The following is a 14,256-nucleotide window of genomic DNA, read 5'->3' as shown; positions in this document are numbered from 1 at the left end:
ATGCTCTCCGCAATCCGTGCTGGGAGGACAGGACCTGCTGGTGGGCAGGGTCCCTGGTCGGGTGCCGGCCATCGTTTTCGAATGAATGGATGAAGAGCACCGTCCGCAGACTCTAGTAAAGGGCCATCAGTTTGTCGAATGGCCTTTTGCTATTGCCGCGGTGGCGATCCGAAGCATGGGTTATAGAGCGCTCCGAGGGGCTATCAACTCGCTCTGGCCATGATCAGTCCGGTTTCGCTGGCCCGCTCCAGGACAATGGCGACGAACTTGGAGGTCGGTGTATGGCTGTCGTCGCCGATGCTTTCCAACGGCACCAGCGGGTTCACTTCCGGGTAGTAGGCGGCAGCCTGTCCGGCGGGGATATCGAACGCCAGCAAGGTGAAACCCTTGACCCGGCGCTCGCGGCCATCCTCCCAGAGCGAAACGATGTCAGCCTTCTGCCCCGGCTTGAAGCCCAGGCGGATGATGTCCGCCTCATTGACAAACAACACGTCGCGCTGGCCCTTGACCCCACGGTAGCGGTCATCGAGACCGTAGATGGTGGTGTTGTACTGGTCATGGGAGCGCATCGATTGCAGGATCAGGTCCGGTTTCTTGCCGGTGGCGTGGGTGCGCTCATGAATCAAGTCGGCCGGTAGGCCGTTCGCGCGGAAGTTCGCCCGGCCCGACGGGGTGTTCCAGCGGCGTGAACCGGCGGCGTTGCCCAGGTGGAAACCGCCTGGCTGTTGGAGGCGCTGATTGAAGTCCTTGAAACCGGGAATGGTGTCGGCGATCAGGTCGCGGATGCGTCCGTAGTCGGCCACCAGCCAGTGCCAGTCCACCGGGTTGGCGCCCAGGGTGGCGGCGGCGATGCCGGCAATGATCGCCGGTTCCGAGCGCATCTGTTTCGACAGTGGCTGCAACTGGCCATTGGAGGCGTGGACCATGCTGAACGAGTCTTCGACGGTGACGGCCTGGGTGCCTTTGCCCTGGAGATCAATGTCGGTGCGGCCCAGGCACGGCAGGATCAGCGCTTCCTTGCCGTGGGTTAGGTGGCTGCGGTTGAGCTTGGTGCTGATCTGCACGGTCAGGTCGCAGTTGCGCAGGGCTTCGAAAGTCCGCGGGCTGTCCGGGGTCGCCTGGGCGAAGTTGCCGCCCAGGCCGATAAACACCCTGGCCCGCCCCTCGAGCATGGCGTGAATGGCTTCGACCACGTTATGGCCGTTGTGGCGTGGCACCTTGAACTGGAAACGTCGTTCCAGGGCATCGAGGAATGCCTCCGCTGGACGCTCGTTGATGCCCATGGTGCGATCGCCCTGCACGTTACTGTGGCCACGTACCGGGCACAAGCCGGCGCCAGGCCGGCCGACATTACCGCGCAGCAGCATCAGGTTGGTGATTTCCTGGATGGTCGCCACCGAGTGACGATGCTGGGTGATGCCCATGGCCCAGCACATGATGACGTTCTTGCCTTTGACGTACATCCGCGCCGCCTGCTCGACCTCCACCAGGGGCAGGCCCGATTGCGCGACGATCTGCTCCCAGGAGGTGGCGTCGATGGCGGCCAGGTAGTCGAGGATATTGGCGGTGTGTTCGTTGAGGAAGTCGTGGTCGAACACCGACGGCCCATTCGCCGCCTGGGCCGCGCGTTCCCATTGCAGTAGGAACTTGGCCATGCCGCGCAGCAGCGCCATGTCGCCGCCCAGGGCCGGGCGGAAATAGGCGGTGTTGGTCGGCTTGTCGCCGTTGGTGAGCATTTCCAGCGGATGCTGCGGGTGCTGGAAACGCTCCAGGCCACGCTCCTTGAGTGGGTTGATGCAGACCACCTGGCCGCCGCGTTTCACCGCCTCGCGCAGCGGTTCGAGCATCCGCGGGTGGTTGGTGCCGGGGTTCTGGCCCCAGACGAAAATCGCGTCGGCGTGTTCGAAGTCGTCAAAAGTCACCGTGCCCTTGCCCACCCCGACACTCTGGGCCAGGGCCACGCCGCTGGCCTCGTGGCACATGTTCGAGCAGTCGGGAAAGTTGTTGGTGCCGAAGGCTCGCACGAACAGCTGATACAGGTACGCGGCTTCGTTGCTGGCCCGGCCCGAGGTGTAGAACTCGGCCTGGTCGGGGCTGTCCAGATTGAGCAGGTGCTTGGCGACCAGGGCATAAGCGGCCTCCCAACTGATCGGCCGGTAGCGGTCGGTGAGCGGGTCGTAGCGCATCGGCTCGGTCAGGCGGCCCTGGTACTCAAGCCAGTAGTCGCTTTGCTCGAACAGCGAGGTGACACTGTGCTTGGCAAAGAACGCCGCATCCACCTGGCGTTTGGTGGCTTCCCAGTTGACCGCCTTGGCACCGTTTTCGCAGAACTTGACCATGCTGCTTTCCGGCGAGTCGCCCCAGGCGCAGCCCGGGCAGTCGAAGCCGCCGTTCTGGTTGGTCTTGAGCATCATGCGCAGGTTCTTCAGCGCGTTATCGCTGGTCAGCCAGGCCTGGGCGACGCTGATCAGCGCGCCCCAACCACCGGCCGCGCCTTTGTAGGGCTTGTAGCGCGGGGTGGGGGGCTGGTCGGCTTGTTGATGATTGCTCACGCGGGTTTCTCCATCGCAGGGCTATAGACCCGCGGCGCATTCTTTTGCGGCAGGTGGATGAGATTGAGGTTGTGTCGGCGCGCCCATTGCAGGGCCAGGCCGGTGGGCGATGACAGGCTGACCAGAGTCTGGATGCCGGCGCGCAGGACTTTCTGGATCAATTCGAGGCTGCAGCGGCTGGTGACAATTGCCAGGCCGCCGCGGGTCGGGATGTTCTGGCGGATCAGCGCGCCGATCAACTTGTCCAGGGCGTTATGGCGGCCGATGTCTTCACGGCCCAGCAGCAGTTCGCCCTGGTCGTTCATGAACAGGGCGGCGTGCACGGCCCCGGAATATTGCCCCAGGGGCTGGAACGCACTGATGCGCTGGCGCAGGTCATCGAGCCAGGCAACCGGCGGCAGAGGCGCGCCGGGCAGTACCTTGAGTTCGGGCAGCGCCTGCTCCAGCGCTTCCACGCCGCACAGGCCGCAGCCGCTGGTCCCGGCCAATTGGCGGCGTTGCTGCTTGAGGTTCCAGAAGGCACGACTGGCGATTTCCACCTGGGCATACTGGGCCGAGCCGTTGCCGCTGAGTTTCAGGTCGTAGATTTCCGAGGCGTCGGCAATGATGCCGCTGCCAATGCTGAAACCGACGATAAAGTCTTCCAGGTCCGTGGGCGTGACCAGCATCACCGCTTGGCTGATGCCGTTGTAGGCGATCGCCAGGGCCACTTCTTCGGCAAGTGCCGTCTCGGCGCTTTCGCTGCGCCCGAGGTCACTGTACTGGTAATTCTGGCTGGCGGCGGGCGCGGCCGTCGAGGTGGCAGGCAGCGCGCAGACCGGATCCTTGGGGTTCATGGGGGGCATTACCGGCGGAGTATCCAGTGTCAAGATTAGGCGCGACAAAGGGTCGCGTCTAATCGCTAGTACTGATGTGCCGATAGAGCGCGTCGATCAAGTCTCATCTGATCATTGCTGATACAAGGCGAAACAGGCTTCCGCCAATGCCGAGCGCGGCGCGCCACGGCGCATGATCAGGCCGAGTCGGGCCAGGGTCCGGGCGTCGGCGATGGGTTGCAGGCGCAGATGCTCGGTGAGGCCCTCAAGACCGCCATGCAACGGCATGATGGCGCAGCACAGGCCGCCGTGGACGGCTTGCAGCAGTTGATGAACGGCATCGGTTTGCAGCAGCGGTCGTGGGGTCAGGCCGCGGCTGTGGAAGTTGTGATCGATGGACTGGCGAAAGTGCATGCCGCTGGTGAGCATGCCCAGGGGCAGTTCGATCAGCGCCTCCCAGCTCAGGGGGGGCTCGCCGAAGCTGAAGAAGCGCTGGTCGTAGAGCAGGCCCATGCTGGTTTCGTCCAGGGCCAGGGCCTCGAAGCGCTCGGTGTCCAGGCGCTCCAGGTAGGACACGGCGAGGTCCAGGCGGTTGCTCGCCAGTTGCTCGAGGATCTGCTCGGAGCTCAAGGACGAGAGTTCGAAGCGCAGGTTCGGGTGTTCGCGATGCAGGCGTTGCATCAGTTGCACCGGATCGAAGCTGGACAACGGCACCACGCCCAGGCGCAGGGTGCCGACCAGATTGCCGCGACAAGCGGCGGCTTCGGCCTGCAAGCCGTCGTAGGCCGCCAGCACGGTACGGGCCCAGGCCAGCACCCGTTCGCCAGGCGCGGTGAAGCCTTCGAAACGCTGGCCGCGGTTGACCAGTTGCAGCTCGAGTTCCTCTTCCAGGCTGCGCAGACGCATCGACAGCGTTGGCTGGGTGATATGGCAGCGCGCCGCCGCCTGGCCGAAGTGCCGGGTTTCGTCCAGGGCAATCAGGAATTTCAGCTGTTTGATGTCCATCGTCGCTCCGCGGGCTGTGCAGCCGTGGATTCTAGCGCGCCTGGACCATCCTTGTTGGTGGGGGATCGGAACCTGGCCGGACGTCACCGATCAAATCTTTCGCATCTTGATGTAGGCCGGCTTGCTGGCGATTGCGGCCGTGAGGGCGATGCCAGGCTCCAGGGCTTCCACAGGGGGCGTGTTGACTGGGGGGCGACGGTGTCCAGAAAGTGTGCGGTGCTTTTGAAAACGGCCTTACTCCAGGCCGTTGAGCAAGCTCCGGTAATCGTCGGCGGCTTCGAATTCTTCAGTGTCCTTGGGCCCCTTGCGACTGTCCGGTTCGCTGACCGCGAGCAGATGCGCCAGGCCAAAACGCCGGGCACTGCGCAGGATCGGCAAGGTGTCGTCGATAAACAGGCTGCGGGCCGGGTCGAAGCCGATATCGGCCTGCAAGGCATCCCAGAACTGCGGGTCTTCCTTGGCGAAGCCGTAGTCATGAGAACTGATCATGCGTTCGAAATACGGCGACAATTCGATCCGCTCCAGCTTCAACGACAGGGAGTCGCGGTGGGCGTTGGTGATCAGGATGACCCGCTTGCCGGCCTGGCGGATGGCCGCCAGAAAGGTATCGGCATCCGGGCGCAGGGCAATCAGATGGGCTGTCTCCAGCTTCAGCTCACGCACCGGCAACTTCAACTCGGTGCTCCAGAAGTCCAGGCAGTACCATTTCAACTGGCCCGCATGGTTCTTGAACAACGGCATCAGTTCCTGCTCGGCCAGTTCCCGGCTGACGCCATGCAACTCGGCATACCTGCGGGGCAGGTGCTCCATCCAGAAGTGGTTGTCGTAGTGCAGGTCCAGCAGGGTGCCGTCCATATCCAGCAGAACGGTATCGATGTCGCGCCAGGGCAATGAAGGCATGGGAAACTTCTCGAACGGTAGAAAGATATCCGACACAGACAATCGGAAAGCCACGGTATAGTAACCCGTTCATGCTCAGGAGCCGCCCCATGCGCCAGAAACCCACCGTCCTCGCCCGCGAGATTGTCGCCAGTAGTCGTTTGTTCCGTGTCGAGGAAGTGCAACTGCGCTTTTCCAACGGCGTTGAGCGGACCTACGAGCGTCTGGTCGGCCGGGGTGCGGGTTATGGTGCGGTGATGATCGTGGCGATGATCGATGCCGAGCATGCCCTGCTGGTGGAAGAGTATTGCGGCGGCACCGACGAATACGAGCTGTCCCTGCCCAAGGGCCTGATCGAGCCGGGCGAGGACGTGCTGGCGGCGGCCGAGCGCGAGCTCAAGGAGGAGGCGGGTTATGGCGCGCGGCAACTGGAGCACCTGACCGAGCTGTCCTTGTCGCCCGGCTATATGAGCCAGAAGATCCAGGTGGTCCTGGCCACCGATCTGTATGAGGAGCGCCTGGAAGGCGACGAGCCGGAGCCGATGCGGGTCGAACGCGTCAATCTGCGGGAATTGACCGGCCTGGTGCAGAACCCGCAGTTCAGCGAAGGGCGTGCCCTGGCCGCGTTGTATCTGGCGCGAGATCTGTTGACCCAGCGTGGAGTCTTTCAATCGTGAGTGAGTTTTTTTCGAATCTGCCGCACCCGTACCTGGCCCCGGTGATCGACCTGGCGCGCCGGGCCGGCGAAGTCATCCTGCCGTTTTGGCGGGCCAACGTGCAGGTCATGGACAAGGCCGACGCCTCGCCGGTGACCGCCGCCGATATCGCCGCCCATCACCTGATCCTCGATGGTTTGACGGCCCTGGACCCGAGTATCCCGGTGTTGTCCGAAGAGGATGCCGATATTGCCCAGGCGGTGCGCGCCGGTTGGCGGCGTTGGTGGCTGGTGGACCCGCTGGATGGGACCAAGGAGTTCATTGCCGGCAGCGAGGAGTTCACCGTGAATATCGCCTTGATCGAGCAGGGCCGGGTGGTGTTCGGTGTGGTGTCGATGCCGACCAATGGTCGCTGCTATTTCGGCGGTGCCGGCTTGGGCGCCTGGCGCGCGGAAGCCGACGCGGCGCCGCAGCCGATCCGGGTCCGTGAAGTGCCGGCGGCGGGAGAGGCGTTTACCGTTGTCGCCAGTCGCCGGCATTCGAGCCCGGAGCAGGAGAAGTTGTTGGCGGGGTTGAGCGCCAGCCTTGGCGAACTGGCCTTGGCGAATATCGGCAGTTCACTGAAGTTCTGCTTGCTGGCCGAAGGCGCGGCGGACTTCTACCCGCGCCTGGCGCCGACTTCGCAGTGGGATACGGCGGCGGCCCAGGGCGTGCTGGAGGGCGCGGGTGGCGAGGTGCTGGAGTTGAGCGGCGAGTGCTTCAGCTATCCGCCGCGGGAGTCATTGCTCAATCCGTTTTTCCTGGCCTTGCCGGCCAAGGCGCAATGGCGCGGGCAATTGCCGGACTGGCTGCGAACCCCCTAGAGATTGGTTGGTGGTCTTCAGGGCCTCTTCGCGGGCAAGCTCCGCTCCCACATTGGATTTTGCGTCGAGCACGAAGGATCGCGCGACTCAGATCCTGTGGGAGCGGAGCTTGCTCGCGAAGACGCTGGGGCAGGCGCCGCAAGGTCAAGGGAGGCAGCCCTGTTCTTCCTGTCAGCGGTGCAACACGTACTGCCCGCTGAAGCGCACCGCCGCGTCCTCGCTGCCCACATTCACCACCCGCGTCTCAAGCGTCAGCCGCGCCCGTCCATAACGCTGGTAGGTCGCCAGAAATTTTTGCCAGACCTTCTCCTGCGGCGCGTCGCAGATCGCCTGGGCATCTCCCGTTACCGGCAACGGATAATCGATCCGGCCTTCCTGGATCACGATATGTCCCTCGGTGATGCCGGCCTCGCGTAGGCTCAAATGCAACCAGCCCCAGCCGGCCAGTACCGCGCCGCAGTAAAGACTGCCACCGAACATGGTGCTCTTGTGGTTGACGTTGGGCTCCAGCGGCAAGTGCAGGCGCAACTGCCCGGCCTGCCAGTCGAGGACCTTCAGGCCCATGTCGCGGGTAAGCGGAATGTCGTGATGGAGGATGGATTCCAGGTAACGACTGTCGCGGTTCATGCACTGACCTCTTGGATGTGATTCATTCGAGCTCGTCGCTGGCGGCGGTGCCGACGCTGTCAAAGCTCAAACCGTGTTTGCGCAGCTTGTCGTGCAGGGTCTTGCGCGGAATGCCCAGGGCTTCGGCAAGGCTGCGCAGCGAGCCGTGGGAGCGCGCCAGTTCGGCGGCGATCAGGGATTTCTCGAAGTGCTCCACCTGCTCGCTCAAGCTCGTGCCCGGGTCGCCGGCAATGTTCGCATCGAGGTTCCCGGGGGTGTTGTCCAGGGCCAGTTCCAGGCCAAGGGCGAAGCGCTCCGCGGCATTTTGCAGTTCACGCACATTGCCCGGCCAGGTATGCCGCAACAGCAGGCCGCGCTGCGTCGGTTGCAGGGTATGCGCTGGTAGACCGTGGCGGGCGCTGGCTTCGTCGGCGAAGTGCTGGAACAGGATCAGGGCGTCTTCGCCGCGTTCGCGCAACGGCGGAATCCGCAGCGGCGCGACGTTCAGGCGGTAATACAGGTCGGCGCGGAAGCGTCCCTGGTCGGCCGCCTGGCGCAGGTCCTCCTTGGTCGCGGCGATCACACGGATATCCAGGGGAATCTGCTGGTTGCCGCCAAGACGTTCGACCACCCGTTCCTGCAACAGCCGCAGCAGTTTGACCTGCACGTCCAGGCTCATGCTTTCGATTTCGTCGAGGAACAGGGTGCCGCCGTTGGCGAATTCGAACTTGCCGATCCGGCGTTTCTGCGCTCCGGTAAAAGCCCCCGGCTCGTGGCCGAACAGCTCGCTTTCCACCACCGACTCGGCCAAGGCCCCGGCGTTGATCGCCACGAAAGGCCCGTTGCGGCGGTTCGACAGGTCGTGCAGTGCCCGTGCCACGACTTCCTTGCCAGCGCCGGTCTCGCCGAGGATCAATACATCGGCCCGGGTCGCCGCCAGGGCGCCGATCTGTTCGCGCAGACGCAGCATCAGTGGCGAGTGCCCGACCAGGCGTGCGCTGAGTTCCTGGCGGTCGCTCAGGGCCAGGCGCAGGCTGCGGTTGTCCAACACCAGGCGACGCAGGGCCAGGGCCCGGCGCACGCTGTCGAGTAAAGCATCGCTGGCGAAGGGTTTTTCCAGGAAGTCATAGGCACCGGCGCGCATGGCTTGCACGGCCAGGGGCACGTCGCCGTGACCGGTGATCAGCAGCACCGGCAGCTCCGGGTCCTGGGCATGCAGTTCCTTGAGCAGCTCCAGGCCATCCATGCCCGGCATGCGAATGTCGCTGACAATCACCCCCGGCCAGTCGCGCTCGATGTCCGCGGCCAGGCCCTGGGCTTCGGCCAGCGGGAGGATCTTCAGGCCGGCCAGGTCCAGGGTCTGGCTCAAGGCCTGGCGCAAGTGGGGATCGTCGTCGATCAGTACCACCTGGATCTGCTGGTCGATTTTCATACACTCGAGTCCTCGGGTGGTTGCAAGCTGACCCCCGGTGCGCCAGCGCGCATCCGCAGGGTGATCAAGGCACCGCCTTCGCGGTGGTTGGCGAACAACAGCTCGCCGCCGAAGGCGCGCATCAGCGAATCGCAGATCGCCAGGCCCAGGCCCAGTCCTTGGGTTCGTGTCTTGGTGGTGTAGAACGGCTCGCCAGCGCGGTCCAGGGCTTCGAGGCAGAAGCCTGGGCCATTGTCGCGAATCGTCAGGCTGACGCCCTGTTCGGTGGATTGCGCGCTCAACCAGAGTTTACGCGGCGGGCCCTTTTCGGTCAGCGCGTCGAGGGCGTTCGCCAGCAGATTGCCGAGTACCTGGCGCAAGCGGGTTTCACCAGCCTGGACCCATAGGGTCGCCGCCGGCAAGTCACGGATCAGTTCGACTTCCATGGCCCGCCGGCGCTTGGCCAACAAGGCCAGGGCATCGTCCAGGGCTGGTTGCAGGGCCACGCTTTCCGGAGCATGCCGGTCGCGGCGGGCGAAGGCGCGCAGGTGGGCGATGATCGAGGCCATGCGCCCGGTCAGTTCGCTGATCAGCTTGAGGTTGCCACGGGCGTCGTCGGTGCGCTGGTGGTCGAGCAGCACCTCGGCGTTTTCCGCGTAGCTGCGGATCGCCGCCAGCGGCTGGTTGAGCTCGTGGCTGATGCTCGCCGACATGGTGCCCAGCGCCGAGAGCTTGCCGGCCTGGACCAGATCATCCTGGGCACGCACCAGCTCCTGCTGGGCGTGCTCGCGTTCCAGCACTTCCTGCTTGAGGCGCCGGTTGAGGCCTTCCAGGTCGCTGGTGCGTTCGGCGACGCGCATTTCCAGCTCGCGTCGGGCCTTGGCCTCGAAAGCGATCCGGTCCAGGTAATGGCGGCGGCGCTGCATCATCAGGCCGAGCAGCAGCATCAGCACCAGCAGGGCGGCGCCGCCGACCGCGACGACGGTGCGCACCGGGCGGTCGACCAGGGTCCGTGGCGCGAGGATGCTCACGTTCCAGCCGGTTTCCTCGATCTGTTGGGTCTGGGTCAGCCAGGCATCGGGATTGAGGTACAAGGGCTGGGGATTGCGGGTCGGGTAAGGTTGCACGGCGGTGATCGCGTTGCGTTCCTGTTCGCTCAGCACGCGGGTCGAGCGAAAGCGCCATTGCGGGTGCGAAGTGAGAATGACCACGCCGTTGTGGTCGGTCATCATCAATTGTTCCGGAGTCTTGCCCCACAGGCTTTCGGTGCGGTCCAGATCGACCTTGACCACCAGCACGCCAATGATCTTTTGTCCTTCGCGCACGGCCGCGGCAAAGAAGTAGCCGCGCTTGCCCGAGGTCGTGCCGAGGCCGAAGAAGCGGCCCAGGTGCCCGGCCATGGCTTCGGTGAAGTAGGGCCGGAAGGCAAAGTTGCGATTGACGAAACTGTCGTGTTTGTCCCAGTTGGAGGCCGCCAGGGTCTTGCCGTTGGTGTCCATCAGGTACATCACTTCGGCGCCGGTCTGGGCGCAGATGCTCTCCAGCAGGCTGTTGGCATTGTTCAGGCGCAGGCTTTGGCCTGGCTCTTCCAACGCGTTGCGCAGAGCCGGCAGGTCGCCGAGGATCTGCGGCAGGACCTCATAACGGTGCAGGGTGCCCAACAGGTTGGCGACATACAGGTCGAGGGTCTGGCGGTTCTGGCTGATCAGTTCGTTACGGTAATACCGTTCGGCCAGGTGTTCCAGCGGCCACAACAGCGGCGCCAGGCACAGGAACAGCAGGGCCAGGCTGCGCCAGCGGGGTCTGCGGGGAAGGGTGGTGCTCGTGATCATGAAGAGAATGCGCCGATGGAATCCGACGCATTATGGGGTAGGGCGGGCAATCAATAAATGACGCGATCCGCATTGTTTGCGTGCTCTAGCCCTGCTCCGCAAGACACTCGCGCAACGCGGCGTGCCAGTCGGGTTGGGATACTTGCCATTCGCGCAACAGGCGGCGGCAATCCAGGCGTGAGTTCAACGGCCGGGTGGCGGGCGTCGGGTAGGCGCTGGACGGAATAGCTTCGAGCAGGGCGCAGGGTTTGTCCTGCGCGAGCAAATGCTCAGCGATGGCCTGGGCAAAGCCGAACCAGGAGGTTTCGCCGCTGGCGGTCAGGTGATAGGTGCCCCAGGCGCCAGCGTGACCATTCCGCCAGCGCTCGATCAGGGCGCGGGTGCTGGTGGCGATGGTGCCGGCCCAGGTGGGCGCGCCGATCTGGTCGGCGACGATGCGCAATTCCGGCTTTTCCTGCAGCAACCGCTGCATGGTCAGCAGGAAGTTGCGCCCGTGATTGGAGTACACCCAGCAGGTGCGCAGGATCAGGTGCTGGTCATGGGCGGCGGCGATAGCTCGCTCGCCAGCCAGCTTGCTCTCGCCGTAGACGCTCAGCGGGTTGGTCGGGTCGTCTTCGGTGTAGGGACTGTCCTTGCTGCCGTCGAACACGTAGTCGGTGGAGTATTGGATCAGTGGGATGCCCAGGCTGGCGGCTTCCTGGGCGAAGATGCCTGGCGCCGTGGCGTTGATGGCGAACGCCAGTTCCGGTTCGCTTTCGGCCTGGTCGACGGCGGTGTAGGCCGCCGGGTTGATGATCAGGTCGGGGCGCAGGGTGCGGACTTGTTGACGAATCTGTTCCGGCTGCGTCAGGTCGAGCTGGTCACGCCCCGGGACGATCAGTTCGCCCAGGTCGGCGAGTCGCTGTTGCAGGGCTCGGGAGACTTGGCCGTGCTGACCGCTGATGAGGATTTTCAGGGGCGCGGTATTCATTCGAACAGATCGGCCTCGTGCAGGGATTTACCGTTCAGATCCTTGGCCGACAGTTGGGGAACGCCGTCGAACTCCCAGTCGATGGCCAGGGTTGGATCGTCCCAGCGAATACAGCGTTCGGCGCTGGGCGTGTAGTAGTCGGTGGTCTTGTAGAGGAACTCGGCGGAGTCGCTGAGGACTACAAAGCCGTGGGCGAAACCCTCGGGTATCCACAATTGGCGGTTGTTTTCGGCGGACAGGCGCACCGCTACCCATTGGCCGAAATGTGGCGAACTGCGGCGAATGTCCACGGCCACATCCAGGACTTCACCGGCAATCACCCGCACCAGCTTGCCCTGGGTGTTTTCCAGTTGGTAATGCAGGCCGCGCAAGACCCCTTGCTGCGAACGCGAGTGGTTGTCCTGGACGAACGGGACGTCGAGCCCCGTGGCTTCCTGGAAGGCCCGGGCGTTGAAGCTCTCATAGAAAAAGCCGCGCTCGTCGCCAAACACCTTGGGTTCGAGGATCAGCACGCCTGGCAGGCGTGTTGGCGTTGCCTTCATCAATGCTCTCCCGCGACGGTAAACAGGTATTGCCCATAGCCGGTCTTGCCGAAATATCTGGCCCGCTCCAGCAGATGCTCCTGGTCGATCCAGCCGTTCTGGTAGGCGATCTCTTCCAGACAGGCGACTTTCAGCCCCTGACGGTGTTCGATGGTTTGCACGTATTGCGAGGCTTCCAGCAGGCTGTCGTGGGTCCCGGTATCGAGCCAGGCAAAGCCGCGTCCGAAGCGTTCGACATGCAGGTCGCCGCGCTTGAGGTAAGCGTTGTTGACGTCGGTGATCTCCAGCTCGCCGCGAGGCGAAGGCTTGACGGCCTTGGCAATCTCGATCACGTCGTTGTCATAGAAATACAGGCCGGTCACCGCATAGCTGGATTTCGGTTTTATCGGTTTTTCTTCGATCGAGAGGGCTCGACCTTCGCTGTCAAAGTCGATGACACCGAAACGTTCCGGGTCCTTGACCCAGTAGCCGAAGACTGTCGCACCGCTCGGCCGCCGCGCGGCGTGCTTCAACTGATCGCCGAAATGCTGGCCGTGGAAGATGTTGTCGCCCAGGATGAGGCACACCGGGTCGTCGCCAATGAAGTCTTCGCCGATCAGGAAAGCCTGGGCCAGGCCATCCGGAGACGGTTGCTCGGCGTAGCTGAAGCGAACCCCGAACTGGCCACCGTCGCCCAGCAGGTTGCGGTACTGCGGTAGATCCTGGGGAGTGGAGATCACCAGGATGTCACGAATACCGGCGAGCATCAGTACCGAGATCGGGTAGTAGATCATCGGTTTGTCGTAGATCGGCAGCAGTTGTTTGGAAACGCCGAGGGTAATCGGGTGCAGTCGGGTGCCCGAGCCGCCCGCGAGGACAATACCTTTCATCATGCCAACAGTTCCTTGTGGTCAAGCGCGCCCAGGCGCTCGCCTTGATAGCTGCCATCCTGGACGCGACGGCACCATTCCAGGTTCTCCAAATACCATTGCACGGTCTTGCGCAGGCCGCTTTCGAAGGTTTCCTGCGGGGTCCAGCCCAACTCGCGCTCGATTTTCCCCGCGTCGATAGCGTAGCGCAGGTCATGGCCCGGACGATCCTTGACGAACGTGATCAGGTCGGTGAATTTTTCCACCCCGACCGGGCGCGCCGGCGCCAGTTCTTCCAGCAGGTCGCAGATGCCGCGCACGACATCGATATTCTTCTGTTCGTTATGCCCACCGATGTTGTAGGTCTCGCCCACCACGCCATCGGTCACCACCTTGAACAAAGCGCGGGCATGGTCCTCGACGAACAGCCAGTCGCGCACCTGCAGACCGTCGCCGTATACCGGCAGTGGCTTGCCGGCCAGGGCGTTGAGGATCACCAGCGGGATCAGCTTTTCCGGGAAGTGGAATGGCCCGTAGTTGTTCGAGCAGTTGGTCAGCAACACCGGCAGACCGTAGGTGCGGTGCCAGGCGCGGACCAGGTGATCGGACGCCGCCTTGCTCGCGGAGTACGGTGAACTGGGGGCGTATGGGGTGGTTTCGGTAAACAGGTCATCGACGCCATGCAAGTCGCCATACACTTCGTCGGTGGAAATATGGTGAAAGCGGAACGCGCTTTTTGCAGGTGGGGCCAGTTCCGACCAGTAGCCGCGGGCGGCTTCCAGCAAGCTATAGGTGCCGACGATATTGGTCTGGATAAAGTCCGATGGCCCGTCGATGGAGCGGTCCACATGGGATTCCGCGGCCAGGTGCATGATTGCATGGGGCTCGAAGCGTGCCAGCACCGCGCTGACGGTGGCCTGGTCGACGATATCGGCCTGGACGAACTCATAGCGGCTGTCACTGGCGATGCTGGTCAGCGATTCGAGGTTGCCGGCGTAGGTAAGCTTGTCCAGGTTAAGGACTTCATGCCCGGTATGGCGGATCAGATGCCGAATCAGGGCAGAGCCAATAAAACCGGCGCCGCCGGTGACTAGAATACGCATATCGGTGTGCCTTTTTCCTTAAGCAGACTCAAGCTGAATGGAGCATAGCTTGTGGGCAGGCGCTCCCTGGTGCAAGTGTCAAGGCGATGTATGGGGTCCCGTGGGGCTGACTTCATCGTCGCACTTGCGTCTTGGCGTCACCAATGGCGATATAGACAGCCAACAAAAACTTCA

13 protein-coding genes are annotated in these 14,256 nt (G+C 63.6%); 2 read left to right on the top strand and 11 right to left on the bottom strand.

Annotation, left to right across the window (positions count from 1 at the left end; all coding sequences use genetic code 11):
- Positions 1 to 203: 203 nt before the first annotated feature.
- From PFEN_RS29230 to yrfG, 4 genes are all read right to left on the bottom strand, one after another.
- Entirely contained in the window at positions 204 to 2,552 is a 2,349-nt protein-coding gene (locus tag PFEN_RS29230; protein WP_191490046.1) for an FdhF/YdeP family oxidoreductase, read from the bottom strand.
- Complete coding sequence (gene fdhD, locus PFEN_RS29225; protein WP_191490045.1) at positions 2,549 to 3,388, bottom strand: formate dehydrogenase accessory sulfurtransferase FdhD; 840 nt, start codon at positions 3,386 to 3,388, stop codon at positions 2,549 to 2,551. The genes PFEN_RS29230 and fdhD overlap by 4 nt, the downstream gene beginning before the upstream one ends.
- Before the next feature lie 111 nt (positions 3,389 to 3,499).
- Complete coding sequence (locus tag PFEN_RS29220) at positions 3,500 to 4,372, bottom strand: LysR family transcriptional regulator (RefSeq protein WP_191490044.1); 873 nt, start codon at positions 4,370 to 4,372, stop codon at positions 3,500 to 3,502.
- Positions 4,373 to 4,606: 234 nt separating this feature from the next.
- Entirely contained in the window at positions 4,607 to 5,272 is a 666-nt protein-coding gene (yrfG, locus tag PFEN_RS29215; protein ID WP_191490043.1) for a GMP/IMP nucleotidase, read from the bottom strand.
- A gap of 89 nt (positions 5,273 to 5,361) precedes the next feature.
- Between yrfG and nudE the strand changes: the two genes are divergently transcribed.
- Together nudE and cysQ are read left to right on the top strand one after the other, a co-directional pair.
- Positions 5,362 to 5,928, top strand: coding sequence for an ADP compounds hydrolase NudE (nudE, locus tag PFEN_RS29210; RefSeq protein ID WP_191490042.1), 567 nt, complete (start codon positions 5,362 to 5,364; stop codon positions 5,926 to 5,928).
- Positions 5,925 to 6,770, top strand: a complete 846-nt coding sequence (gene cysQ, locus PFEN_RS29205) for a 3'(2'),5'-bisphosphate nucleotidase CysQ (RefSeq protein ID WP_191490041.1) — start codon at positions 5,925 to 5,927, stop codon at positions 6,768 to 6,770. Before nudE ends, cysQ begins: the two co-directional genes overlap by 4 nt.
- 171 nt (positions 6,771 to 6,941) lie before the next feature.
- Here the strand turns inward: cysQ and PFEN_RS29200 are convergent, their stop codons facing one another.
- The 7 genes from PFEN_RS29200 to rfbB all read right to left on the bottom strand — a co-directional run bounded on the left by PFEN_RS29200 (position 6,942) and on the right by rfbB (position 14,082).
- Positions 6,942 to 7,397, bottom strand: coding sequence for a YiiD C-terminal domain-containing protein (locus PFEN_RS29200; RefSeq protein ID WP_191490040.1), 456 nt, complete (start codon positions 7,395 to 7,397; stop codon positions 6,942 to 6,944).
- Positions 7,398 to 7,419: 22 nt separating this feature from the next.
- A complete protein-coding gene (locus PFEN_RS29195) occupies positions 7,420 to 8,808 on the bottom strand; it encodes a sigma-54-dependent transcriptional regulator (RefSeq protein WP_191490039.1) in 1,389 nt (462 codons plus the stop codon).
- Positions 8,805 to 10,619: a sensor histidine kinase gene (locus tag PFEN_RS29190; protein WP_191490038.1), complete on the bottom strand. Its 1,815-nt coding sequence runs from the start codon at positions 10,617 to 10,619 to the stop codon at positions 8,805 to 8,807. Before PFEN_RS29190 ends, PFEN_RS29195 begins: the two co-directional genes overlap by 4 nt.
- Positions 10,620 to 10,704: 85 nt before the next feature.
- The gene (rfbD, locus tag PFEN_RS29185) at positions 10,705 to 11,589 is read right to left on the bottom strand and encodes a dTDP-4-dehydrorhamnose reductase (protein ID WP_191490037.1); all 885 of its coding nucleotides are present in this window, start codon (positions 11,587 to 11,589) and stop codon (positions 10,705 to 10,707) included.
- Positions 11,586 to 12,131: a dTDP-4-dehydrorhamnose 3,5-epimerase gene (gene rfbC / locus PFEN_RS29180; RefSeq protein WP_191490036.1), complete on the bottom strand. Its 546-nt coding sequence runs from the start codon at positions 12,129 to 12,131 to the stop codon at positions 11,586 to 11,588. Before rfbC ends, rfbD begins: the two co-directional genes overlap by 4 nt.
- Complete coding sequence (gene rfbA / locus PFEN_RS29175) at positions 12,131 to 13,003, bottom strand: glucose-1-phosphate thymidylyltransferase RfbA (RefSeq protein ID WP_191490035.1); 873 nt, start codon at positions 13,001 to 13,003, stop codon at positions 12,131 to 12,133. The genes rfbC and rfbA overlap by 1 nt, the downstream gene beginning before the upstream one ends.
- Complete coding sequence (gene rfbB / locus PFEN_RS29170; RefSeq protein WP_191490034.1) at positions 13,000 to 14,082, bottom strand: dTDP-glucose 4,6-dehydratase; 1,083 nt, start codon at positions 14,080 to 14,082, stop codon at positions 13,000 to 13,002. The genes rfbA and rfbB overlap by 4 nt, the downstream gene beginning before the upstream one ends.
- Between the last annotated feature and the right edge of the window lie 174 nt (positions 14,083 to 14,256).

The organism is Pseudomonas sp. FEN (assembly GCF_904067045.1).
Taxonomy (GTDB): domain Bacteria; phylum Pseudomonadota; class Gammaproteobacteria; order Pseudomonadales; family Pseudomonadaceae; genus Aquipseudomonas.
This window is presented reverse-complemented; position numbering and strand designations above follow the sequence as displayed.